The organism is Campylobacter concisus, from assembly GCF_015679985.1.
GTDB lineage: Bacteria > Campylobacterota > Campylobacteria > Campylobacterales > Campylobacteraceae > Campylobacter_A > Campylobacter_A concisus_AC.
In genome coordinates this window covers 24,751-48,197 of the sequence record NZ_CP049239.1, presented here as the reverse complement: position 1 = coordinate 48,197, position 23,447 = coordinate 24,751, and the positions used below count along the sequence as shown (strand labels likewise).

21 protein-coding genes, 1 tRNA gene and 1 pseudogene are annotated in these 23,447 nt (G+C 37.7%); 6 read left to right on the top strand and 17 right to left on the bottom strand.

Going from position 1 to position 23,447, the window contains the following annotated elements; genetic code table 11:
- Positions 1 to 123 precede the first annotated feature (123 nt).
- The 4 genes from G5B98_RS00235 (at position 124) to G5B98_RS00220 (ending at position 2,903) form a co-directional block, all read left to right on the top strand.
- Complete coding sequence (locus G5B98_RS00235) at positions 124 to 1,182, top strand: GNAT family N-acetyltransferase (RefSeq protein WP_196086797.1); 1,059 nt, start codon at positions 124 to 126, stop codon at positions 1,180 to 1,182.
- Positions 1,160 to 1,531 (top strand): ASCH domain-containing protein, encoded by a 372-nt coding sequence (locus G5B98_RS00230; protein WP_035142766.1) that lies wholly within the window; start codon positions 1,160 to 1,162, stop codon positions 1,529 to 1,531. Before G5B98_RS00235 ends, G5B98_RS00230 begins: the two co-directional genes overlap by 23 nt.
- Positions 1,532 to 1,632: 101 nt before the next feature.
- Positions 1,633 to 2,415, top strand: a complete 783-nt coding sequence (locus G5B98_RS00225) for a hypothetical protein (protein WP_035142783.1) — start codon at positions 1,633 to 1,635, stop codon at positions 2,413 to 2,415.
- A gap of 14 nt (positions 2,416 to 2,429) precedes the next feature.
- The gene (locus G5B98_RS00220; RefSeq protein ID WP_051282733.1) at positions 2,430 to 2,903 is read left to right on the top strand and encodes a hypothetical protein; all 474 of its coding nucleotides are present in this window, start codon (positions 2,430 to 2,432) and stop codon (positions 2,901 to 2,903) included.
- Between the two features lie 412 nt (positions 2,904 to 3,315).
- Here the strand turns inward: G5B98_RS00220 and larB are convergent, their stop codons facing one another.
- The 5 genes and pseudogenes from larB to G5B98_RS00195 form a co-directional block, all read right to left on the bottom strand.
- A complete protein-coding gene (gene larB, locus G5B98_RS00215) occupies positions 3,316 to 4,062 on the bottom strand; it encodes a nickel pincer cofactor biosynthesis protein LarB (RefSeq protein ID WP_021085655.1) in 747 nt (248 codons plus the stop codon).
- On the bottom strand, positions 4,049 to 4,828 hold the full coding sequence (gene larE / locus G5B98_RS00210) for an ATP-dependent sacrificial sulfur transferase LarE (RefSeq protein ID WP_021085705.1): 780 nt from the start codon (positions 4,826 to 4,828) through the stop codon (positions 4,049 to 4,051). The genes larB and larE overlap by 14 nt, the downstream gene beginning before the upstream one ends.
- Positions 4,800 to 6,218: a nickel pincer cofactor biosynthesis protein LarC gene (gene larC / locus G5B98_RS00205; RefSeq protein WP_196086796.1), complete on the bottom strand. Its 1,419-nt coding sequence runs from the start codon at positions 6,216 to 6,218 to the stop codon at positions 4,800 to 4,802. Before larC ends, larE begins: the two co-directional genes overlap by 29 nt.
- A gap of 8 nt (positions 6,219 to 6,226) precedes the next feature.
- Positions 6,227 to 7,165, bottom strand: a pseudogene (gene larA, locus G5B98_RS00200) (nickel-dependent lactate racemase); the annotation flags it as partial.
- A gap of 156 nt (positions 7,166 to 7,321) precedes the next feature.
- A complete protein-coding gene (locus tag G5B98_RS00195) occupies positions 7,322 to 7,993 on the bottom strand; it encodes an ISL3 family transposase (protein ID WP_021085739.1) in 672 nt (223 codons plus the stop codon).
- A gap of 52 nt (positions 7,994 to 8,045) precedes the next feature.
- On the opposite strand from G5B98_RS00195, the gene G5B98_RS09305 reads away from it, so the two are divergent.
- Both G5B98_RS09305 and G5B98_RS00185 read left to right on the top strand, forming a co-directional pair.
- On the top strand, positions 8,046 to 8,285 hold the full coding sequence (locus G5B98_RS09305; protein ID WP_080656657.1) for a hypothetical protein: 240 nt from the start codon (positions 8,046 to 8,048) through the stop codon (positions 8,283 to 8,285).
- Between the two features lie 303 nt (positions 8,286 to 8,588).
- Complete coding sequence (locus tag G5B98_RS00185) at positions 8,589 to 9,803, top strand: ATP-binding protein (RefSeq protein ID WP_021085725.1); 1,215 nt, start codon at positions 8,589 to 8,591, stop codon at positions 9,801 to 9,803.
- A gap of 42 nt (positions 9,804 to 9,845) precedes the next feature.
- Here the strand turns inward: G5B98_RS00185 and G5B98_RS00180 are convergent, their stop codons facing one another.
- From G5B98_RS00180 to dnaG, 12 genes are all read right to left on the bottom strand, one after another.
- Positions 9,846 to 12,296 carry an aminotransferase gene (locus tag G5B98_RS00180; RefSeq protein ID WP_196086795.1) on the bottom strand — a complete coding sequence of 817 codons (2,451 nt, stop codon included), beginning with the start codon at positions 12,294 to 12,296 and terminating at the stop codon, positions 9,846 to 9,848.
- Positions 12,286 to 12,648: a plasmid mobilization relaxosome protein MobC gene (gene mobC / locus G5B98_RS00175; protein ID WP_035142769.1), complete on the bottom strand. Its 363-nt coding sequence runs from the start codon at positions 12,646 to 12,648 to the stop codon at positions 12,286 to 12,288. The genes G5B98_RS00180 and mobC overlap by 11 nt, the downstream gene beginning before the upstream one ends.
- Before the next feature lie 152 nt (positions 12,649 to 12,800).
- Positions 12,801 to 13,346, bottom strand: coding sequence for a hypothetical protein (locus G5B98_RS00170; protein WP_021085730.1), 546 nt, complete (start codon positions 13,344 to 13,346; stop codon positions 12,801 to 12,803).
- The gene (locus G5B98_RS00165; RefSeq protein ID WP_035142770.1) at positions 13,324 to 13,626 is read right to left on the bottom strand and encodes a hypothetical protein; all 303 of its coding nucleotides are present in this window, start codon (positions 13,624 to 13,626) and stop codon (positions 13,324 to 13,326) included. Before G5B98_RS00165 ends, G5B98_RS00170 begins: the two co-directional genes overlap by 23 nt.
- 964 nt (positions 13,627 to 14,590) lie before the next feature.
- A tRNA-Met gene (locus G5B98_RS00160) sits at positions 14,591 to 14,667 on the bottom strand.
- A gap of 105 nt (positions 14,668 to 14,772) precedes the next feature.
- Entirely contained in the window at positions 14,773 to 15,762 is a 990-nt protein-coding gene (locus G5B98_RS00155; RefSeq protein WP_196086794.1) for an argininosuccinate synthase domain-containing protein, read from the bottom strand.
- Between the two features lie 59 nt (positions 15,763 to 15,821).
- Positions 15,822 to 17,045 (bottom strand): peptidase T, encoded by a 1,224-nt coding sequence (gene pepT / locus G5B98_RS00150; RefSeq protein WP_196086793.1) that lies wholly within the window; start codon positions 17,043 to 17,045, stop codon positions 15,822 to 15,824.
- An 11-nt stretch (positions 17,046 to 17,056) separates the two neighbouring features.
- The gene (gene dcuC, locus G5B98_RS00145) at positions 17,057 to 18,367 is read right to left on the bottom strand and encodes a C4-dicarboxylate transporter DcuC (RefSeq protein ID WP_196086792.1); all 1,311 of its coding nucleotides are present in this window, start codon (positions 18,365 to 18,367) and stop codon (positions 17,057 to 17,059) included.
- Positions 18,368 to 18,381: 14 nt separating this feature from the next.
- Positions 18,382 to 19,080: a dipeptidase PepE gene (gene pepE, locus G5B98_RS00140; protein WP_087580527.1), complete on the bottom strand. Its 699-nt coding sequence runs from the start codon at positions 19,078 to 19,080 to the stop codon at positions 18,382 to 18,384.
- Entirely contained in the window at positions 19,077 to 20,396 is a 1,320-nt protein-coding gene (locus tag G5B98_RS00135) for an amidohydrolase (protein ID WP_196086791.1), read from the bottom strand. Before G5B98_RS00135 ends, pepE begins: the two co-directional genes overlap by 4 nt.
- A gap of 10 nt (positions 20,397 to 20,406) precedes the next feature.
- Entirely contained in the window at positions 20,407 to 21,642 is a 1,236-nt protein-coding gene (locus tag G5B98_RS00130) for a M20 family metallo-hydrolase (RefSeq protein ID WP_196086790.1), read from the bottom strand.
- A 104-nt stretch (positions 21,643 to 21,746) separates the two neighbouring features.
- Positions 21,747 to 23,426, bottom strand: coding sequence for a DNA primase (gene dnaG, locus G5B98_RS00125; RefSeq protein ID WP_196087326.1), 1,680 nt, complete (start codon positions 23,424 to 23,426; stop codon positions 21,747 to 21,749).
- Positions 23,427 to 23,447 lie beyond the last annotated feature (21 nt).

Here is a 23,447-nt window from a genome sequence, read left to right as displayed (position 1 = left end):
TTATCGTTTTAAATTCAAAAAATACTTTTAAAGATCCTTGCCGATATTGCAACGATGGCTTTAAAAGAATAAAATTAGATAATCTTTGATACAATTGCTTGGAAAATTTCAAGAGGTGTTAAAATGTCAAATATCCAAGAGAAATATATACGTGAAATTAACACATCTGATTCCTTTTTCGACTCTTTAAGGCAAGACTATAAAGGTTTTGATACATGGATAGCGAAAAAAGCGGACGCTGGCGAAAAAGCATATATACTCTTTGATGATACCAAGATAGTGGCTTTTTTGTATCTAAAAATAGAAAGACCAATAGATAATACGGATATAAGTCCGGCACTTGACACAAATGTGACATGGCTAAAGATAGGAACTCTTAAAATAGATGCGCATGGGACAAAGCTTGGAGAGCGTATTATAAAGAAGATTTTTGATTTTGCCGTAGCAAACAATATTTATAATATCTATGTAACGTCTTTTGAAAAACAAGCACCTTTAATAAAATTATTAAAAAGATATGGGTTTGTCCAGCATAGCAAAAAAATCAATGAGCTAGTATTAACAAAAAATATACCGACTCATGTGCAGGCGCTAAAAAATGATATACTGCTGGACTATCCGGCTATTAATGCGACAAGCGACAAATATCTTTTAAGTATATACCCAAAATATCATACTGGTATGTTCTCGGACTCTATGCTAAACACAGAAAGCTATGACATACTAAAAGACATGTCTGAATCAAATAGTATTCATAAGGTGTATATAACGGAAATGAAAGGTGTCGAGCAACTCAAGAGAGGCGACTGCTTACTCATTTATAGAACAAAAGATAAAAATGCCCAAAGCGCGAACTACTCATCCGTCATAACCTCCTTGTGTGTTGTAGAAGAATATAAAGATTTATCCAGTTTTAGTGACTTGTATGATTTCATCAAGTACTGCAAGCCTCATAATATATTTACTGATGATGAATTAGAGAATATATTTATCAAAAAAAATTACACAAAAATAATAAAAATGGCATACAATATATCATTTAAAAGACGTGTTATTTTAAAGAAGATTAGAGAAATTATAGGTCACGAAGAAGCCTACTGGGGTTTTGTGAAGCTTACAGATGAGGCTTTTTTTGCAATTTTAAAAGAAGGTTTAGTAAATGACAGCATTATTATCCATTAAGCCGGAATTCGCTGAGGCTATTTTTGATGGTACGAAAAAATTTGAGTTTAGAAAGGTAAAATTTAAAAAAAACGTTAATAAGATTAAAGTATATGCCACAAAGCCAGTTGGAAAAATTATAGGAGAATTTATAGTTGATAATATTTTGGAGGCAAGCCCAGAAGAGCTATGGGATAAAACGAGTATGGATGCCGGTATAGATAAAGAAAGATATCTAAAATACTTTAATGGCAAGAGTACCGGTTTTGCCATTAAGATTAAATCCGCAAATAAATATAAAGAGGCAATTTGTCCTTATTTGCAATACCCAAATTTTGTGGCACCACAATCGTTTATGTATATTGGATAAAAAACTATGAATAAAAAAACTCAATCGCATGGCCTATAGCAATTTGTGCAGATTCTGATATTGCAGACAAAATAGAAGTTATACTTCACATCAACCTGTTTTTGCCAAACAATAACGAAAACTCATATATTGAAATTGGGGTATTGGTATCCAGGAAAGAATACAATAACATTAGTAGAAACTTTAACATAAATATCACACTCCCTTTTAAAATATACAAAACTGATTTTATAGACATCAAGGATCGCTTGTGTGATGGTAAAACCATAAACATGATATTTAACGAAGAAACACATCTGGATAAAAATAAATCAAGTTTTAGATTAAAAGAGTATGACCTTGGTAATATTGAGCTCTGTAATACCACCATCAACAATGATACAAGTATTACAATGAGCGTAAAGGAACAACAAAAAAATAGTTATTTCAGATTTAGAGTTACAAATATTAAGGATAAAATATCTGACACAATGCTCTCAGATACTATGACTAACCCTTTTATTAAAGCTATGAAAATCACCGGCATATCTATAAATTTGGATAGACGCTTTACAAAACAAATAGATAATAAAATAAAATTTAAGGAAATTAATACATTTATTATACTAGATTCTACTACGGAACTACTAGAAAAAAATAAGTCAATAAAAAGTTTTAGGGTTTTGGAGGATGATTTGTGGCGTGAATATATAGGTTATGATACCGATTTAAATATGACGGTCTATCAGTTTAAGGAGAGTAATCTTAGTGGTGGGTGCATAGAATCGTATCAACTCTTTTTAAAAAGCCTTCATCATAAAAGTTCAAAATTTGAAAAATACAAATTCCTGTTATTCGTGGTGTTCGTAGCTATAGTGTCTAATTTTATTTATGACCTCTTATAAAGTGTTTTTTTTAAATGATATTCTATGACCCCTCAATTGTCTTAACATCAAATCACATTTTGCCTATAAAGGCAGATATACAGAATAAATATGTATTATATAACTATATCAAAGAGGCAAAAAAATACTATCCAGAATTTGATGCTTGGTATTTTCTTAACGTGATACCATCTTTAAAAAATGGAACAAAAAAAATAATAACTTCTTGTAACGAAAATGATTTAAGAGGCTTGGCTATTCTAAAATACAGTGAGCAAAAGATATGTCACTTATCTACCATGCCCCCTTACAAGAATAAAGGATACGGAATAAAACTTTTTAAACAAAGCTTTATGGAATTAGAAACAGAAAAACCATTTCTCACGGTGTCGGAAGAAAAATTAGTAGAGTTTAAGCGCATATTTGAATATTTTAGATTCGAACTTACTGATGTTATAGATGGCTACTATAGAAAAGGTAAGAAAGAATATTTTTATAATCAGATATAATCCTACCCCTCAAACTCCAGATCAATCATATAGTTTGTAGTGTTTAGATTATGCGATACGCTTTTAATACTAAATTTTACATTTTCAAGTCTGGTTACGCCGGTTATTTTTAGTTTTACGCCGGCCCTTAGCTCTCTACCAGTGGCGGTAAGCTAGCCGTTCATTCCGCCGCGTTGTAGTTCGTTTAGCTTGGCTTCGCCCTTTTTAAGGCTTCATTGTCTGATTTTGGCTCGGGGATATTTAGCTTATAGGTTTGCTCTCCGCCGCCAATCTTCGCTTGTTTATCTTTACTGTCTTTGCTATCGTGCCACTGCGCTATTACGGCTTGGTAGCTGTTGCGGTTTGCTTCTGTGATCGATAGGCTCTCGCACTCGAATTTAGTCCGTTTATTAGTCCGAGCACGGGCGTAAATTCAGAGATGATTTATCAGGTTCGCGTTATACGCGGCGCCGAATCCGTTGTCGATATTTACGACGCTGACGCCGTTTGCGCAGCTGTTTAGCATCGCTAGCAGAGCCGCCAGCCCGCCGAAACTCGCTCCGTATCCCACGCTGGTGGGTACCGCGATCACCGGCACGCTCACGAGGCCCGCGAGCACGCTAGCTAGCGCGCCTTCCATGCCCGCCACCGCGATCACGACCTTTGCCCCGCGTATTTGCTCTAGATTTGCGATCAGCCTGTGCAGCCCAGCCACGCCCGCATCGCTAAATTTACGCGTGTCGTTGCCTAGAAATCTCGCCGTTTCGTACGCTTCCTCCACTACCGCGCCGTCGGCGGTGCCTGCGGAAACTATCGCGATGTAGCTTTGCGTGAGCGCGGGCTCTTTAAATTTGACGCTGATGACGCGGCCGCGAGCGTTAAACTCCACCTGCGGTAAGATTTCGCGCAGCCGCTCAAAAACCCGCTCGTTCGTGCGCGTGATTAGGATATTTTGCCCTCTCGCGCCGATCGCTTCTGCGATACGCAAAATTTCATCATCGGTCTTGCCCTCGCCGTAGATCACCTCGCCCGCGCCGTTTCGCAGGGCGCGCTGAGTGTCGATTTTGGCGCAGCCCACGTCGCTAAAAGGAAAATACCGTAAAAACTCTATCGCTTCGCGCTCGCTTTTTTCGCCCGATTTTACGGTACGGATGAAATTTAAAGCCTCATCTTTCGTCATTTAAAATCTCCCCGCGAAGCCCCTTTAAATCAAGCAAAATATCATACTCGCCAAGCGCGGCGATCTCGCGTACGACGGCGCTAAAATCTCCCGCGCAAAAGCGTCTAGTCTCGCTCGCACCCATTTGCAGCTTAAAGGCTTTGCCGTCAAATCGCGCGCGAACGTTTAAAAATCCGTGCGAGATTAGCAGATTTTCGGCTCGCTCCACGAGCGAAATTTCCTCCGCGGAAAACTCCCTATCGTGCGGTAAACGCGTCAGAAGGCACGCGTAGCTGGGCTTATCCGCGGTCGGCAGTCCAAGCTCGCGGCTAAGCTCTCTAATCTCTGATTTTTTGAGGCCTTTAAGCGGCGAAAGCACGCCAAGCTCGTCTTTTGCTTTAAGCCCCGGGCGGTATTCGCCAAGGTCGTCTAAGTTCGTACCGTCGGCGACATTTGTAAAGCCTAGATGTTTTGCCAGCTCGATTAACCGTGTAAAAACCGCCTTTTTACAGACGTAGCAGCGATCTTGCGGATTATTTTTTACCGCTTCGGGCGCTTCTAGCTCTAAAATTTCGTGCCTGATGCCGTAAGTACGGGTAAATTCCATCGCCTCTTTTATCTCGCGCCCCGACATATAGGGCGATTTTAGCGTGATAGCTACCGCGCGCCGGCCTAGCGTATCGGCGGCAACGCGCAACAGTAGCGAGCTATCCACGCCGCCGCTAAACGCTACGGCTAAATTTTCCAGCTTTTTTATATCATTTTTTAGAATTTCTAGTTTCGTCATATTTTTTTAAAGTCTCGTTTCTAACCTCGCGGATCGTCGTTTGAAATCTCTGCGCGGCTTTTTTGCAGTCCTCGAATTCGGGCTTGATTTTTAAAATTTCGGGGTAATCTCGGGCTAAATTTTCGTCCGTTAAATTTTGTTCGGCGTTAAAACCGCAAACTCGGCCGCGCGAAATTTTAAGCCTTATTTTGCCGTATTTAGTCTCTACCTCGCAAAACTCGCGCGCAAGCTCCGTTTTCCTCACGACGCACTCTCTAACTCCGATCGCCGTCGTATGCGCGAAAATTAGCCCCTTTATCCGCGCGGCGTCCTGCTTGCGGCACAGCGCGTTTAGCTCAAAGCCCGCGCGCCCCTTTTTCATAAAAATAGACCTGCTAAATACGTCCAGCGCGCCGCTATCTCGCAAAATATCGCACGCAAAGGCAAAGCTCTCGGCGTCCATGTCGTCGATATTAGTGGAGATTAAAATCCGCTCGCAAAGCTCGCCATAGCCGATCTGCACGCTCAAATTTGGCTCATCTCTCAAGCCTAAATCCTCGCTCGTTTCGCAAAGTATCACGCGAAGCGCGTTGGCAAAATCTGCGACGTCTTTATCGCCAGCGCCGTAGCCCGTGCTTAAAATTTTAAAATTTCGCGGCGACTCGCGGCGGTCTTGCTCCCTTAAATTTAGTGCGCAGGCCTTTAAAATAGCCGCTCCTGTGGGCGTAGTCATCTCGAAATTCGCTCGCCCTAGGCTTACTTGCGCGCCTTTTAAAATTTCGCAAACCGCAGGCGCCGGTACGGTCAGCCTGCCGTGAGCGCAGTGCGCAAAACCGCCGCCAAGCTCGATAGACGAAGCAAAAATTTGCGGCGCACCCAAGGCCTCCAAGCAAATAGCCGCACCCACTACGTCCGCGATGCTGTCCGCGGCGCCCACTTCGTGGAAATGTACTTGCTCTGCGCTAGTGCCGTGGATTTTGGCCTCGGCCTGCGCGATAACGCTAAAAATTTCGCTTGCCGTTTTTTTTACGAAAGCGCTTAGGCTAGAACCCTCGATAAGCTCTAAAATTTGCGTGAAATTTCGCGGACGCGGATGGTTTTGGGCGGGCTTATCCGCTCTAAATTCGGCGCCGTGAATTTTGCCGTTTAAATTTTGACGCGGGCTAAATTTAGCGCCTAAGAGGCCAAGCGGAATTTGGCTCGGATTTGCCGCGCAAACGACGTCTATTTTGGTTGCAGAGATACCGCATTTTAGCACTTTGCGCTTGCGTAGGTAAAATTCGCTAGCTAAATTTAGCTTAGCAAGCTCGGCGCAAAGATAGCTAAAATCCGCGCCCAGATCCACCAGCGCGCCTAAATTCATATCGCCGCTAATACCGCAACTAGCATCATAGTATAAAATTTTAGCCATACTTAAACCTTAGGCACAGTAGTCATAGAGCCAAACGGCAAGATGACTATTTTTGCGTCCGCACCCTTTTGCGCCTGATAAAGATCGACATCCATAGGATAAGGCGCTACCGAGATCACGATGTCGGCTTTTTGTGGGATATTTACGCAAAAGACCTCATCAGCCTTTTTCACGCAGTCATAAAAACTATCGTTTAGATCGCCAGCACTCGCGTAATAGACGCCATGCTCGCTATCAAGCACCGTCTGTATAGAAAAGACATCGATATTTGAAAGAACTTTCATCGCATCGATCATATCTTCATGCACAGGATTGCCATCAAGGCGCAGCGCCTGAGCGTCAGCGCTAAGTGCTAGTTTATGATTTTGTGTGATGCTCTCATACGACGCGGTGCCTGGCAAAAAGGCCTTTCTACCACCGGTGTAGCCTGCAAAATAGTGAGGTTCGACTGAACCTATAACAATCACCTTTTTAGCTTCAGCTACGATCTTATTTAGATACATCTGCGTGCCGTTTTTGCTCTCGCCTAAAAAGACCATCTCATCGTGCTTTGAGTCGTGGTCATGAACCTCGTTTTTGGCTCTGATCTCTGGGTAAATTTCTTTAGAAAATATCATATTGTATTCATCTAGCGTGCCCTCTCTGTGACAACCAGTGGCGATGATGAAAATTTTATTTTTATCGCGAAGCTTTGGGTAAATTTGCTTTAAAATTTTAGCAGTTGGCGTAGGTCTTGTACCGTCATTTACGATGATAACGATCTTTTCATCGCCAGCGATAAACTCATCAAAGCTCTTTTGGTTTATTGGATTTGCCAGAGCCTTTGCGATGAGTGCCGTTTCGTCGAATTTAGCCACGGGGTTGGGGTTAAAAACTCCCAGTAAATTTTTTTCCGGAACGCTTAGGTCGATGATATCATCTTTGCCGTAGCGAATAGGAATTTGCACGTTTGCTCCTTAAGTATAATTATTAATTTTTTATCTTAGGATTATATATAAATTTTTCTTTTAAATGTATGTAAAAAGGGTATTCAATTTTTAAATTTATAGAGCGGATAAAATTTATTATGGTTCTTTGTCAATAGTGGGGGTGTAAAAACACCTCTATCTATTGCAAAGACGTAAATATATCAATTTTCTAAATCTTTCATAGTTTCTTAGTCCATAAGATACTCTTTTTATTACTTTCATTTTGTTGTTATTTCCTTCTACAAACCCATTGTTTATTTCATATTCTACTATATTTATTATCTCTTTTTTCCAACTTGTTATTGTATCTGCTAGTTTTATACTTTGCTTTATATTAAATACTCTCAATTTTTCAATTAATTGTTCTATTCTCCTTCTCATTGTCTTTACTGTCTTGCTCTCAAACATCTTGTAAAATTCTTTTATTATTCTATACATCTTTTTCAATGTCTTATCTACTTTTAATATCTCTTTTAATATTTCTTTTTGTCTTTGACTAAACTGACTTATTGGGCTTTTACTTAGTATTTTCCAATATTTTTTTAACTTCTTATACTTTTCATTGTCTTTGTTAAATAATTCTACTCTTAAATCTCTTAATGCCCATATCCCTTGTCTTATTACATGATATTTATCTGCTACTATTTGGGCCTGAACTATATTACTATTTATTACGCTTCTAAATGGCTTAAACATATCCATTACAACTACTTGTGGTTGTATTTCAAATTCGTTTATTATATTTTTTATTGTTTGTGAATGTCTATTTCTTAATATATCTACTAGTTTACGGTTTTTATCATACATCGCTAGCTGATATTTCTCTTTTTCTATATTTCCTTTAAATTCGTCTATATATATGACTGATGTATCTGGAGAGGTTTGTCTTTTTAGGGCGATTGCATTTTATGAGGGTGATATCAAGTACATTTATTTTGTCGCGGAGACTAAAGGGTCTATGAACTCTATGCAGCTTCGCCAAGTCGAAGAGTCCAAAATCCACTGCGCAAAGGAGCATTTTAAGGCTATAAGCAACGATAGCGTGGTCTATGACGTAGTGGATAGCTATAAATCACTACTGGATAAAGTTATGAGGTAAAAATTTATTGGGAAGTTAGGTCGCAATATAAAAGAGCCTGTGCAATATTCCAAAAATGGTTATTGTGCTGCTCCTTTTGAGGTAAAATTTGGCCACCATTTGTCAATATGAAAATCTGAGGTGATATTGCTTAAAACTCTACCAATAAAATACTCAGTGTGATGGAAAATCACAGTGACTGACTTAATCTTGCCAGTTTTAGTTCGAATTAAATTTAAATATACAATTATCTTAACCAAACCATCCTTGTAAATTTATATATATTGTAGTATTATACTCCTAAATATTTAAGGATAAAATACTATGTACATCAAACGAGCCGTAGCTGATGAGATAAAAGAGTATATGAAAAGCTTTCCTGTGCTTTTGATAAGCGGAGCTAGGCAAGTTGGCAAATCAACCCTTGCATTAAATTTAGATATACCAAATTACGTAACGCTTGACGATATTAATATATATGAATCCGCAAGAAACGACCCAAAAGGCTTTATAGAACACTGTAGTAAGCCTATCGTGATAGATGAGATACAAAGAGTTCCCATACTGCTTTTAGCTATAAAAGAATTTGTAGATAAAAACAGAACAAACGGTCAGTTCATATTAACTGGCTCTGCAAATTTAAAAGGCTTTAAAGATATATCAGACTCACTTGCTGGCAGGATAGGCATAGTGGAACTCTACCCGCTTTCTCAAAAAGAGTTAAGCTATAGTGATGAAAATTTGATAGATATTTTAAGTGGCGATATAAGCCATCTTGCATTGAGGAAATACGACAACGACGGCTTATCTGAGAAGATCATAAATGGCGGCTATCCAGAGATCACAAAGATAAGCTCTGAAAAATCAAAATATCTCTGGTTTAGCTCATACATAAGAACATATATAGAATCAGACGCCAAAGAGATAGGCAACATCAGAAATATGGATAAATTTATCACTATGTACCGCCTATGTATGCTAAGAAGTGGCAATATCTTTAACAAAAACGAGCTATGTTTAGAGTCTGGGCTTGATAATAAGACATTTGATAGCTATTTTAGCGTGCTTGAGCATACTTATCAGATCCAAAAGCTTCAGCCATACTTTAACAACGCTCTAAAAAGACTCATAAAAACTCCTAAAATTTTTGCTACCGACACAGGGGTGCTGGCACACTTACTTCAAATTTCATCAGCTCAAGATCTTGCAAATTCTTCATATAAAGGTGCCATATATGAGACATTTGTATTTGATGAACTACTAAAGGCAAATACAAGTAGCAAAAAACGAGCGAATATATACTACTACCGAACGAGCGATCAAAAAGAGATAGACTTTATCCTTGAGATATCGGGCAGACTCATAGCCATAGAGGTCAAATCCTCAAAAACTATCAGCAAAGATGACTTTAAACATATCTACCATCTAAAAGAAAATTTACAAAGTAAATTTGATAAGGGCATAGTTTTTTATGCTGGAGATACGGCTATGAAGCTAGATGATGATATGTTTGCACTGCCATTTGGTTTTATGGGGTGAGAGATGGCTAATAATTTGGCTTCTATAACAGCTCATAATAGTCTATCTCTCCAAACTATCATGCCCTGACTTCACATTCCATTCTTTGGTTTCTATCATACTTGATGGTTGTTTTGTTTGCTCTGCTCCAAAGTTACTATCAAGTCCTTGACCATATAACTCTTGCTTTGTTATTTTTAGTGAGCCAAATGATATATGATCATTTGCTAGAGAGATCTTATCTGCTTTATAACACTTCTTTAGCTTATTAAATCCTTGCATATCTTGCCAATCTTTCATATAGGTTTTTATATTATAAATTAAGCATTTATAGTTAATTCTAACTATGTCTGGCAGGTATTTTTTAAAGCTTTCAGTTCTATTTATAAAAGCTAAGTAGTATCTATTTATATCTAAATGGCCATCAATAGCTTTTACGAAGCCTTCATATTCATTTTGTGTAATACCTAACTTTTTAATGAGATCATCATCATAAAACCCAGTTTTTATCTTTCTAGCCGCTTCATAAAATTTATCTCTGATATAGATATACGGAGTATAGAGTCTATTTTGACTAAAGGAGTAGACTGTATTTTCTTCTGGCAAGTAAAGATATCTGCTGCTATTGCTAGAAAGTATTTGATGATTTTTATATTCTTTAAGCACAGTACTCTCGTCAAAGTATTCTATTAACTCTTTTATCGGAATCTTTGATGATATAGCTTGGTAGCTTGTTCTTTTAATATGTGAGTTGGTATCTTTTGGCTCACAGCTAAGCTCATATATTCTTAGTTTTTGTAAATTTTCCTCTAAGGCTTTAACATCCATATTATTAATATCTGTTTTTAAACCAGCCTCTTCAATGGCTCTTGTATTATCCAAAGTTTTTCCACTAATGCTTACAAGTTCAGATCCTGGCACTGGAGTGTAGTGAAATTTACTAGGATATAGGCTCTGGTTATTTACTATGTTATATAGCCCAAGCTCTCTTGTTATCTCTTTTATGTATTTATCATATTCATTTAAGCTTGGAGCCTTTGTTGTGGGTATGATGAGTTTAAATTTCTCTACTTTTGTATCCGGTGCTTGATAGCTGGTTGGGTACATGAAGCCTTTTATCCCTTTGCTTTGCAGTAAATTTTGAGCATCATTTATAGTAAATTTGGGGCTATATATATCATATATAAGTGTAGGAGTTATGCCATCAATACCGCTATCTTCTTCATTTTTATTCTTAAAACTTGCCACTGATATAGCTGAATAGTTTTTAAGTACCGATTTTAGGTTATATGGCTCTATTCGTATCGTTTTCCAGCTATTTAGCACTTGAGCTTTTGGGTCCTTATTTGGCGTGTTAAAGTCACTACTTACACTTAATGTTATCTTTGGCTCATTTTTATTAGCTTGAAGCTCTATAAGCATTTGCTCTAGTTCATTAACTACATGAAATAATGCTCCTTTTCTGCCATTATAGACTATCTTGCACATTAGATCAGTTAGATTATAAGTTCCCTTAAACCCATCTACACTTACTTTATATTTATCATTTACCATTTCAGGTTTTGCGGTGATATTAAATTTTGCATTGATCATAGGCAAAAATTCTCTTATATCCACTGCATTAAGCCTCTTTGCTCTATCATAATAGTCTTTTTTGAAACTCTCATCTTCTTCTATCATTCTTAATAGATAATCAGCTGTAGAATTTCTAGCATCAGCTAGCAGCTCTTCAACACTTATGTTTTGTTCCTTTGTATTAGCTTTTGGCTCGATAACTACATCTGTTTCTATCTTCATTTGCGTATCTTTTTCTTTGCCTTTCCTAACCTTTTGTGCTGCACTTTTAAAGCTTTCATATTGTTTTTCTAGTTGGTCTTCACCCATGCCTAAAGGCTCTATATTATTTAATCCATACTTGTTAGATAAGATGTCATTAACCACTCTTTTAAATTTCTCTACTGATTTAGCCATAACAGCTTTTGCTTGTTGCTTGGATGCACCTTTTGCATATATAGCTCCACCAGTTTTTACACTATGAGTAAATTTCATATTTTCAAAAGAGACTATTAGATGAATATGAGGCTCTCTTTTTAGCGGTTCGCCATTTTTATGTTTTTTATTCAATACTCTGTTTTCTAGCGCCCCTTCTGGACGAGGAATATATGGCTCTTCTTTGATTATAGGCAGATGAGCTTCAGCATAAAAAAGTAGCTCATCTATGTCGTGATTTGGGAAAGTGAGCTTCAAAAAATCCATTATAAGATCATCTATATTGCCACTTTCATATAGCTTGTTCCACTCCTCTGAAGTAAATGACAAGGATATATGATAGTAGTTATATTTCTTATTCTTTTTCTTGCTCTGGTGCCTTTCAGACATCTCGATAAGATCTAAATTTCCAGCCAGTGGCAATCTATCATCTTTTTCATCTCTAGTTAGCTTTGAATCTCTTTTCTTACCAGTTTTTAAATAATCAGCTACGCCTTTTTCTCCCTTTGAGATCTTAACTATCATAGCTACTCCTTATTAGGCTTAAAATTTCAGTTAGGACTGATTGAATTTTGTACAAATCTTCTTGTGCTCGCAGTATCACTTCTAAGCCTATATTACCACTAGTCTTATAAGCTATATTTAGTCTCTTTGCTATTTGATTGATGTTGCTAAAAGGTCTAGCAAAATATGTAATGATTGCCGAATCTAGCTCTTTCTTTTTTATGGATTCAGAATTTACAGTGCCATTATCTATAAGATAGGAAATGATTTCTGATCTTGACATATCTAACTCTAGAGCTATTTTAGATAGCTTATCGTATTGTTGATAAGTGATCCTTGCGGAGAGCACCTTATCCTTGACATTTTTTGACATATGATATCCTTTCATAAAATGTGTTAGCGAGATGAAGCGTTTTAACGCTTCTTATATCTCGCATTGTGGCCCTCGGCAGAGCAAGATTATACAAGGTATGAAAACGAAGTGTCATACATTGTATGTGTCTTGCTATTAGAAAAATTTGCTTACTACTGAACATTGCCGTCACCATTTTTGTTTAGCCATTTAGTAAAATCTTTGCTAGCTTTTTGACTATCTTGGTTGTAGATATGGATGATAAAGCCTTGAAGATTAGACACATCATAAAGTGCTTTATCTAGCCTACTTTGTAGTGTAGATTTGGCTTCATTTGTCTTATGGCTATCATAAAACATGTAGCCAAAAAAGAAGATCACTTCTATAAATACAAAGGCAATTAATGCAGATACTATCTTCTTCATTAAAGAGCTAAAAGATGAGTTGATCTTCGATATAGTTTTGTCTGCACCTTTTAGAGTATTTTTAAAGTTGTTTTGGATCTCTTTTGTTGCATTTATAAGTTCAATACCTCCTTGCTCTATAAGTTCTATTTTTTCTTTAAAGCTTTTATCAAAGCTATCTGCGGCTTGATTAAAAAGTTCAATATTATTTCTAATATTTTCACTAACCTTATTACCAATTTCGATATGTTCTTGTAGAGCAATTACTGCGTTTGCCGCAACTGCTGTATCACTACTCTTGATTGTTAGTGCCATTGCTTAGTTCCTCATCGTTTTTTTCGTCTTCTTTGGAACCGAGAATATGACATGCATCAGAGGGTTGGTTTGCATTTTTTGCCTCATATTCTTTCTTCCATTTGGAAAACTCATTATTTGATAGCTTGATACCAAAACGATCTTCGATTACTAGCCTGCACTCTTTGATCGTAGCTTTTTGTGGAAACAAGGCTTCAATGCATGCTTGTTTAATCTCCTGTTTTATTTTATTTTTTCTGATAGCTTTTAAATCATTTAAAAGCATTTTTTTATTAGCCATATTTTTCTCCTATAGCTTTTTAAATTTTACAAAGACAGCAATAGCTATCTCACCAAATGGGCATACCTATAGTGTGCCCATTGTTTTAATATGGTAGTTGTTGATAGGTTTTTATTTAAGTAGTTTAAAAGTAGAGAACTATTACAATAGGAGTGCTTAGAACCTATCGTAGAGGTTCTCCTTTAATTACTTAAATGGAGCCTCTACTTTTAACTAATTTTGATCATCTTAACCTCCTTTGGTTAAAATATTTTGTTTTTAAAAATTGTGAGCATTATAATCTTTTTTTATAGTCGAGTCAATGAATTTGATAGTAAGTAGAATAAAAAAATGATTTTATGTTTTAAAAAGCACGATATATCAAGGGGTTTTTGCTTATAATTGATTGTATAGCATAAAAATACTTATGAATTACTTAATGCTAGTATTTATATGAGGAATCGAAACAAATATCTTAAAATTACCAAATAAAAATTATTGCATCATCATCAATTGCGCACCAAATACTCTCCAAACAAATTCTCAAATTTTGCCTTTAAATACTCTGACTCTTTTATCTTTATAAATGGTAGCCAGTATTTGACATACGCAGGATCTCGTGATGCTTATGCAGCCTATCTCCATTTTGTGTTTTATCGCTAGGGGTATGAATGTATAATAATCATCAAAAATATTTTTTAGCCAATATTCAATAGCTACAAACGCCATTTCTACTATACATCTATACTTATTTTATTTAAACTATGATAAAAATTTAACCCGGCAAAGTGACAGATTGTATTATAGTAGATTATTCGTTAAAAAATTTTACTTGTTTTTTAAAAATTTTACAAAAACGTGTTAAAATTACTGCAAGCTTAAGAATTTGCTACATAAAATTTTATTTTGCTACAAACATTAAGCTATATTTCATGAAAGGTGACTGCAATATAATATTGTAGAAACATCGTAGTTTAGGTATTTATGGTGTCACGGGGGAGACTTGAACTCCCGACCTCCGGCTTATGAGACCAGCGCTCTAACCAGCTGAGCTACCGTGACACTTTAAAATAAGTTTCGGATTATATAATTTTTAAACTTATTTGTAGATAAAAACCATCTTTATCTACAAACACAAAGTAAAAGCACCAAGAATCGACAAAACGTCTATTTTACGAAATAATTTTGAGCTAGAGATTTATCCTCAGGTGTGATACTAAATTTCTCGCTATCGATGCTAACTTCAAATTTATTTTCTCTGCTTGCTTTTGTATAAGCTAATGCAAGCCTTGCAGCTAGCTCTTTATCAGCTTTACTAGCGTTTTTGCTTATGAAGCTAACGGCTCCTACGATGTCATCGCTCTCTTTAAATTTTACTTGATCAAATTTATCGTTTGGATGTGCTAAAAGTGCGTTATTATCGCTTTCGTCACGACCTATTATCATTTTTGCACCATCTGGCAAGCGCAGATGCCTACCAAGCTTTAGCCACGTCACATCGATATCTCGCATCTCTTTATCAAAATTTAGGTAATCCTTTATCTTCACAGCAAAGCTCTCGATCGTTAGCAAACATCCACCTCCAGGCGTTGCAAAGTCCTCAAAGCCAATTTCCTTTGCCAAAGCAAGCTGCGGCTTTCTATCGCGCCCGCTTATATCAAGCAGCTTCTCTCTATCAACCCAGCCCTCGCGCTCTGGCTTAGTTGGTGGCAAGAGCTTAGCGCACATCGGACGAAGCACCAGATCATCCTCGTCATCAGCTAGGCGCTTAACCTGAAAGAGTGCATCTCTTCGCTGACTCATCGGTCTTTGACCCAAAACTTCGCCCGTGATGATGAAATTTGCATTTTCACTTTTTAGCATATTAAGAGCTGTTTTAAACATATAACCATGGCAGTCGATGCATGGATTAAACTGCTTGCCGTAGCCGTACTTTGGGTTAAAAAGCACGTCACGAAGATACTCATTTCTCATATCAACCACTTTTAAGCTAGCTCCAGCCAAAGCGGCACGGCGTCTTAAAATTTCATGTTTTTCTTCATCTACGCCAAATCCGGTATCCATATAAAGTGCGACCACTTCGATGTTTTGATCGCTTATTAATTTAATTGAGAGCATGCTATCAAGCCCTCCGCTAAACAAAGCTAAAGCCTTCATTTTTATCCTGAAAGTAAAATTTAAAGCCTAAATTTACTAAATCTAGGCTTTTATGAAGTTTATTTAGCAGTGTTAATTACGATTTTTTTAATCACTTCACTCGCGGCTTTTAGACTGCTAACTGGCAAATACTCGAAGACGGAGTGAAAGTTATTTGCCCCTGTGAATAAATTTAGCGTTGGCACACCTTTTGCAGATATCACAGCGCCGTCATATCCACCACGCATAGGCTTTATATTTGGCGTGATATTTAGCTCACTAAAGGCATCTTTTGCTAATTTTATAGGCAGTGAGTTTTCATCTTTTAAAAATTTAAAGACATTTTCATAGCGTGTTTTTAGCGTGATTTCACAACGCTCTCCATAAATTTTGTTAAAAGAATTTGCCATATCGCTTAAAAACTCAAGCCTTTTTTGAAATTTCGCCTCGTCAAATTCTCTTATGTCGATCTTGAGCGTCGTTTTTGCGCTGTTTCCGCTAAGCTCTTTTACCCAAAAATAGCCCTCTTTGCCCTCGGTGCACTCTGGCACTTCGCCGCCTGGCAAAAGCGAGATAAATTTATGCGCAAGAAGTAGCGAATTTACAAGCTTGCCCTTTGCATTCATCGGATGAGCCGAAACGCCTTTAAAGACCATCGTGCAGTCAGCCGCGTTCCAGTTTTCATATATTAGCTCGCCTATCTCGCAGCAGTCTAGGCAGTAGCCAAAATCAGCTCCCAGCAAATTTACATCAAGTGCTTTTGCACCAAGCAAGCCCTGCTCTTCATCTGGCACGAAGCAGATCACGATCTTGCCGTGCTTAATCTCAGAATTTTGCATAAAATAGCTAGCCATATTTACGATACTTGCGATCGCCGCCTTATCATCAGCCCCAAGCAAGCTAGTGCCATCAGTCACGACTATGTCGTCACCAACGTATTTTTTAAGCTCTGGATTGTCGCTAAATTTTAGATAAATTCCCTGTTCTTCGTTTAGGCAGATGTCGCCACCTGTGTATTTTACTATCTTGGCTTTAGTATCATTTTTTTGCTCACTACTTGTATCTAAATGCCCAAAAAAGGCGATACTTGGAGCATTTTCGCAATTTGCAGGAATTTTTGCTATCAAGATAGCATTGTCTTGCAAAATGATATCTTTTATACCTAGCGAGCTGAGCTCATCTTTTAAAAAACGAGCCAGCTCATACTCGGTTGGATTAGAAGGCATGACGCCTTTTAATCCATTCTCTTTATTTGTTGTGGTGTTAAATTTTGTATAGTTTAAAAATCTCTCTACGATATCCATTTTTTATCCTTTTAGATGACAAAAAATGCGATCGCCACAACAGAGATAAACATACCTAAAAATGTTCTTTTAGCGATTTCAACTGGACTAACCATCGCAATGCCTGCACAAACGATAGCAGCACCGGCAATCGGAGAAGCTGATCTACCTAAAGCACCAGCAATAGCTGCTGCCATACCAAGCTTGTCTTGTTCAAAGCCAAGTGCAGCGGCATTTGTTGTGACAGCTTCGTTAAATGCAAATGTAGCAGCATCGCCTGAACCTGTAACTATACCCATGATAAATGGCACAAACGTTCCGCCAAATTTAACGTAACTTTGATCTGTTTTTAGCCATGCGATGACCACATCAACGGCTCCACATGCCTTTAAGCCAGCGACAAAGACACCAGCTGCGATGATGATACCCATAACATCGGCATAAGCGTGGCCCATTCCGTTAAAAAATTCTTTTGTGATCTTCTGCGGATTTGTAAGCGTAGCAAAGATAGCTATGATGGCACCTAGTATCATTGCCTCAGCAACGCCCATCTTTGTCCACGCAAGAAAGCTATAATCTTTCGCAAGGCTTGTTCCGCCAATAACCAAGATAACAAGTGGAACTAGAGGCATAATGGCGTAGATGAAATTTACTTTAAATAGCGGTTTCTCTTCGCTAGCAGCACTACTTTCAAGAGTAAAATTTGTATTTTTTTGATAGTCTTTAAGTAATATCGCAACAACAACTAATGCGATCACTACGATAACAAGAGCAGTAAATGCACTTGGAATTTGCACTTTTATGACATCTTGAACCGTATAGCCCTCAACCGTTTTTTTAACAAGATCAGCTACATAGACGTTGTGAGCCGATCCCGGGCTTAAGACTCCACCAAATGTACCCGCAAAAACAGCAGCACCAGCCATAGCTGGGCGGATACCTGAAGCCATTAGAAGCGGTATAAGCGTTGCACCAACAGCAGCGGAACATCCTGCAGCTGAAGGGATAGCGATATTTATAAAATAAGTTAGCACGGTTGTTGCGGGGATCAAGATAAAACCCACATTTTTAAGTGGCTTTGTAAGAAGCGCAACAAGGTGTTTATCGCACATCGTGTATTTCATAACAAACGCAAAACCCATACTGGCACAAATCGCCTTTATAAGCCCTGCTTTAGTCATATAGTCAGTAAAAGCACTTAGTGCCCCCATCGGTTTTAGTGCGATTATACAAAGCACCAAACCAACACCTATTAGCACCGTTCTTGTCTCTTTTTTTAAGACAAGAAGTGCCACAACAGCTGCAATGCCAAGAATGGCAGCAATTAGCTTAAATGTTTCCATACCTCTCTCCTTGTTTAGATTTTAAATTTAGTTCCAACCTCTATTTTTTCTATCTCTTTTTGATACTCAAATTTTAAAATTTCACTATGTCCTATGACCTCAGCCTCGTTGTCCGCTATAAGCAAAGCTGTGCCCTCAGGCAGTGCGTAGATAGTATCTTTTGGATTAGCTATTAAAAATTCCTCCAACCTCTCCTCCCTGCTCTCGCCGTTATGGCCTGCTAGCTTGCCACTTATGAAGTGCGGGTTGATCTGATATGGGAAGATATTTAAGCTATCAAATGACTTTGGCATGATGATAGGCATATCATTTGTCGTCATCATCGTCTTGCCAGCTATGTTTGCGCCAGCCGACCAGCCAAAATACTTTGTGCCATTTGCCACAGCTTCTTTTATAGGCTCAATCAAATTTAGCTTATAAAGCGTGTAAAGCAGCATAAAGGTATTTCCGCCACCAACTGCGATACTGCTAGCATTTTTGATAGCTGAAATTTTATCCTCGTAGTGATGGATTGATTTTATATTGCTATTTTTTAATCTATCAATTACTTTTTGCTCATACTCGTCATTTGTTCGCCTAACTCCAGCGTAAGGGATAAATAAAATTTCTTCCTTGCCGCATTCACCTAAAAATTCCTTAACCCAGTTTTTGCAGTGCCTTAAATAGCCAGTATCTTGATAGCTTGAAGCACTGATTAGTAAAGCATTTTTCATTTTTTTACTCCATTTAATTTGTAAGCAGATCTTAGATAGACATCAACTCCAGCTACCAAGCACTCCTCATCAAAGTCAAATTTGCAGTTGTGATGGCCTGCTTTTAAATTTGTTCCTATCATCATATATCCGCTCTTTGCGCCCCTATCTTGCAAAGCTCTCATAAAGTGAGCAAAATCTTCGCAAGCACCAAAATCAAGTTCTTTTACGATCTTATCATCATCTATAAATGGACTTTGCTTTGCTGCTTCATAGAAAATTTCAGTTACTTCTTTGTCGCTATCGGCTCCGTTTGTGCCACCAGTTTTTACGACTTTACTCTCTATGCCATAAATTTCACTCACACCTTTAACGATATCCATACATTTTTCATACATAAAATCATTTAAATTTGTGTCTTCACCTCTTGTTTCGCAAGCTAGATAGCCATTTGGCGCGATGACGTTTCTACCTTCACCTGCTTTTAAAACGCCTACGTTTATCCTGGTCACGCCTTTTGCATGTCTTGTGATACCATGCATGCTTAGTGCCATTTGAGATGCGGCTAAAAGTGCATTTGCGCCATCTTGAGGTGCTCCTGCTGCGTGAGCTGAACGACCAGTGATATGTACGTCAAATTTTGAAGTTGCAAGTAGCTTATTTGTTCCACAGATGATGCCTCTATTGGTTTTTGCTTGAAAGCCGATATGTCCGCCTAATAGATACTCTACACCATCAAGCACACCAGCAGCTTCCATAGCCACAGCTCCTCTTGTGCCCTCTTCTGCTGTTTGGAATATAAATTTAAATTTACCGTTAAACTCATCTAAATTTTCAGCTATAAGCTTTGCCACACCAAGACCTATTGACATGTGACCATCATGCCCACAAGCATGCGTGATACCAGCGATATCTGCACCAAAACCCTCTTTGTAAGGTCTGTGAGTAGGCTCATCACTCTCTGTCACATCAACACTATCAATGTCAAATCTAAATGCTGTAAATTTACCAGGCCTTTTCGTATCTATAAAGGCTGTTAGGCCAGTTAGTCCATCTTTCATATAAGGAAGATATTTTGCCTCTTCAGGACTTAGGAGCTTTTTGGCTCTTTCTATTGCTTTTTCACATTGCTCTTTTGAGCCAAGACCAAGCCTTGCATCAGCTTTAACGACTTTGTCACCAAGGCTTATTTCATAACCAAGATCGCTAAGTCTCTTTGCTAGTACGGCGGTTGTAAAAAATGTAAACCAGCCAGTCTCTGGATGCGAGTGAAAATACCTGCGATCCTTGATCAGCTCATCTTTTAAAGAAAGAGCCAAATTTGCTATCTTATCCATAGATTTCTCCTTATTCATTTGATAGTTTAATTAGTGCATTTGTTAAAATTTGTGTAGCTTTGAAAGCATCATCAAAATTTATAGCTTCTGCTATATTGTGACTGATACCACCAACGCAAGGTATAAAAAGCATGCCAACGCTACTTGCAAGTTTTGTTAGATTCATCGCATCGTGTCCAGCTCCGCTTGGCAAAGTAAGCGTTTTTATGCCCAGTTTAGCAGCCTCTTCGCTTAGTAAATTTATAGCATGCTCGCTAAGTTTTACTGGCTCATCACTACTTAGTTCTCTTATCTCATAACTAAAATTTAGCTCACCACTTAGCTCTTTTATAAAATTTCTAAGCTCTAAATTTAGCTCTTCTAGGCTTGTCTTATCAATATCTCTTAGATCAACTCCAAGCCTTGCCTCGCCTGGTACGACGTTTAAAACGCCTGGTTTTGCATGTGTGTAACCAATAGTAGCCACAGCTGTTTTTTTATTTTTAGCAAATTTATTGGTAGCGATTATGATGTGTGAAGCAGCTAGCAGCGCGTCACTACGCATATTCATCGGCGTTGCACCGCTGTGATCTGCCTTACCATGAATAATAATCTCAAATCTTATAGGAGCGGCGATACCGCTTACTACACCAACACTTATGCCGCTTCGCTCAAGCACTGGACCTTGTTCAATGTGAAGTTCTAAATATGAATGAAGTGAGTGTTCTTTTAAAAGAGAATCATTTAAATTTTGTGGATCAAGTCCAAATTTACTCATCGCTTCAAAAAGCGAAATGCCATCTTCGTCTTTTAATTCATGAAGCCTTTGTAGACCAAGTTTGCCACTTATTATCTTGCTGCCAATGGTCGCTGTCTTGAACCTACTTGACTCTTCACAGCAAAAATTTATTAGCCAAAGCGGACGCTTTAGCTTAATGCCAGCCTCTTTTATCGAGGTTAATGCTTCAAGTCCAGCCATAACGCCAAGCGTACCATCATAAAAGCCGCCATTTGGCACGCTATCTATGTGAGAGCCTACGCAAACTGGCTTCTCACCTTGATCACAGCCATCATCATAGACGGCAAAGATATTGCCAACATTGTCAATTTTAAGTTTAAAGCCATTTTCTTCTATTAAATTTATAAGAAAATTCCTAGCTTCCAAGTCTTCTTTGCTAAATGCAAGCCTTGTTAGCCCTCCACCTTTTAATGCTCCAAATCTGCTTATAGCATTAAAATTCGCCTCAAATCTTTTAAAATTTATCATAATAAATCCTTAAAAATAAAACTAATCTTAAAAACATTTATTACTTTGAACATTTTACATTTAGTTTTATGATTTAAAGCTGAATAAGTGTTAAATTTTTAAATCTAATTTTTTTGTAGTTTGTTGTGTAAGCCTTTAATAATCTCTGAAATTTTTTGCATTATTTCGATTTTATTTGGTTTTTGTGATTTTCTAGTATCTTCGCGAAACTTCTCATAGTATTTTAGTTTTAGCTTTAAAATGGCCTCTTTAAGGCTCTCTTCACTAGAAGCTACATTTGAGCTTTCATCAACATAAATTTCTCTAACAAGTACCGCGTTATCTTCAATATTTGGCAATAAAACAGCCTGAAAATAATCTTTATGATGCAAGAAGAATTTCTCCTCGAGCTCGTTTAAAACGATAGTTTCGTAATTTTTATTTGCAAGCATGCTCTTTAAAACGCTAAATTCCAAAATATCAGTTTTATCTTTTTTTTGAGCCACTTGTTTATTTGTCGTTGTAGCATTTGTAAAATTTTGATCTTGTCTATTTATATATCTTTGTCCATGAAGGCTAAAAGTATTTAGCTCTATTTTGAGCAAATTTGCGACTAACGACTCATAACTTTTTGCGATTATTGGCTTTAGAGAATTTGTAAATTCCACTATCTCTTCTAAACACTTTTGCTTTTGTACTGGGCGTGATATGTCGTATTTCTTGGCAATTTGCTCGATGTAAAACTCTCCAAGTTCAGTACCAGAACCAAACATCTCTTTTAGCTCGTCGCTTCTACCTGCAAAAACCATATCTGCAGGGTCTGCACCATCTTTTATGATAACAACACTTCCGTCTATCTCGTTTTGAACCAAAAGGCGAGATGATTTTATAGCTGCACCTATACCAGCTCCATCACCATCAAAACAAAGAACTACACTTATCTCTCCTCTTTTTAAAAGTGGTAAGTGATTAGTTGTAAGTGCGGTTCCGAGTACGGCAACAGCGTTTGTAAAGCCTGCAAAATGAAGCATGATGACATCTAAATAACCCTCTGTGATGATGATCTGCTTCTTTTCAAAGATGCTTTGCCTAGCTAAGTGGTAGCCGTAAAGTAGCTTTGACTTGTCAAAAACTATGCTTTGAGGAGAATTTACATATTTTGCAGGATGATCCGAGATCGTTCTACCACCAAAGCCAACTAATTTTGCCGTATGTGCATATATGGGAAATGTAATACGCTCGATAAAACTAGCATAAATTCCCTTCTCGTTTTGCTTTACGATACCGACCTCAAGTGCCTCTTTTGGCTCGATATTTTCATTTTGTAAAAGCCTAATAGTACTAGCACTATCCCCAGCCCAACCAAGCTCAAATTTCTCGATCATCGCATCATTTATGCCACGTGAATATATATACCTCACAGCGGCTTCATGCTTGAAAAATTCGCTCCTATAAAAGGCATTTACCTTTTCTAAAATGTGCTTATTTTCTTTTTGTGTTGGAAGTTTATCGCTTGTGTATTCAAGGCTAAAATTTACAAGGCTAGCTATTCTCTCGATAGCTTCTGGATAGGTAAGCTTCTCATAATCCATTACAAATTTAATCGCATCTCCGCCAGCCTTACAAGCAAAACAGTGAAAAATTTGCCTGCTTTGACTTATGCTCATACTAGGATTTTTGTCGTCATGAAATGGGCAGACGCATTTGTAGTTTGCTCCCATTTTTTTGACTGGCACAAAGTACTCTATAATGTCAACGATATCGATTTGATTTTTAAGCTTTTCAATGGATTTTGGATCTATCATAAGCAAAATTATACAACTGCT

Excerpts from the sequence above, each read along its gene's own strand:
- larC (WP_196086796.1), bottom strand. The coding sequence starts at position 6,218 with ATGGCTAAAATTTTATACTATGATGCTAGTTGCGGTATTAGCGGCGAT.
- mobC (WP_035142769.1), bottom strand. The coding sequence starts at position 12,648 with ATGTCAAAAAATGTCAAGGATAAGGTGCTCTCCGCAAGGATCACTTAT.
- G5B98_RS00130 (WP_196086790.1), bottom strand. The coding sequence starts at position 21,642 with ATGATAAATTTTAAAAGATTTGAGGCGAATTTTAATGCTATAAGCAGA.
- G5B98_RS00195 (WP_021085739.1), bottom strand. The coding sequence starts at position 7,993 with ATGTATGATAAAAACCGTAAACTAGTAGATATATTAAGAAATAGACAT.
- G5B98_RS09305 (WP_080656657.1), top strand. The coding sequence starts at position 8,046 with ATGACTGATGTATCTGGAGAGGTTTGTCTTTTTAGGGCGATTGCATTT.
- G5B98_RS00230 (WP_035142766.1), top strand. The coding sequence starts at position 1,160 with ATGACAGCATTATTATCCATTAAGCCGGAATTCGCTGAGGCTATTTTT.
- dcuC (WP_196086792.1), bottom strand. The coding sequence starts at position 18,367 with ATGGAAACATTTAAGCTAATTGCTGCCATTCTTGGCATTGCAGCTGTT.
- G5B98_RS00180 (WP_196086795.1), bottom strand. The coding sequence starts at position 12,296 with ATGATAGTTAAGATCTCAAAGGGAGAAAAAGGCGTAGCTGATTATTTA.
- pepE (WP_087580527.1), bottom strand. The coding sequence starts at position 19,080 with ATGAAAAATGCTTTACTAATCAGTGCTTCAAGCTATCAAGATACTGGC.
- G5B98_RS00155 (WP_196086794.1), bottom strand. The coding sequence starts at position 15,762 with ATGAAGGCTTTAGCTTTGTTTAGCGGAGGGCTTGATAGCATGCTCTCA.
- larE (WP_021085705.1), bottom strand. The coding sequence starts at position 4,828 with ATGACGAAACTAGAAATTCTAAAAAATGATATAAAAAAGCTGGAAAAT.
- G5B98_RS00170 (WP_021085730.1), bottom strand. The coding sequence starts at position 13,346 with ATGGCACTAACAATCAAGAGTAGTGATACAGCAGTTGCGGCAAACGCA.
- G5B98_RS00135 (WP_196086791.1), bottom strand. The coding sequence starts at position 20,396 with ATGGATAAGATAGCAAATTTGGCTCTTTCTTTAAAAGATGAGCTGATC.
- dnaG (WP_196087326.1), bottom strand. The coding sequence starts at position 23,426 with ATGATAGATCCAAAATCCATTGAAAAGCTTAAAAATCAAATCGATATC.
- G5B98_RS00165 (WP_035142770.1), bottom strand. The coding sequence starts at position 13,626 with ATGGCTAATAAAAAAATGCTTTTAAATGATTTAAAAGCTATCAGAAAA.
- G5B98_RS00235 (WP_196086797.1), top strand. The coding sequence starts at position 124 with ATGTCAAATATCCAAGAGAAATATATACGTGAAATTAACACATCTGAT.
- G5B98_RS00185 (WP_021085725.1), top strand. The coding sequence starts at position 8,589 with ATGTACATCAAACGAGCCGTAGCTGATGAGATAAAAGAGTATATGAAA.
- pepT (WP_196086793.1), bottom strand. The coding sequence starts at position 17,045 with ATGGATATCGTAGAGAGATTTTTAAACTATACAAAATTTAACACCACA.
- G5B98_RS00220 (WP_051282733.1), top strand. The coding sequence starts at position 2,430 with ATGATATTCTATGACCCCTCAATTGTCTTAACATCAAATCACATTTTG.
- larB (WP_021085655.1), bottom strand. The coding sequence starts at position 4,062 with ATGACGAAAGATGAGGCTTTAAATTTCATCCGTACCGTAAAATCGGGC.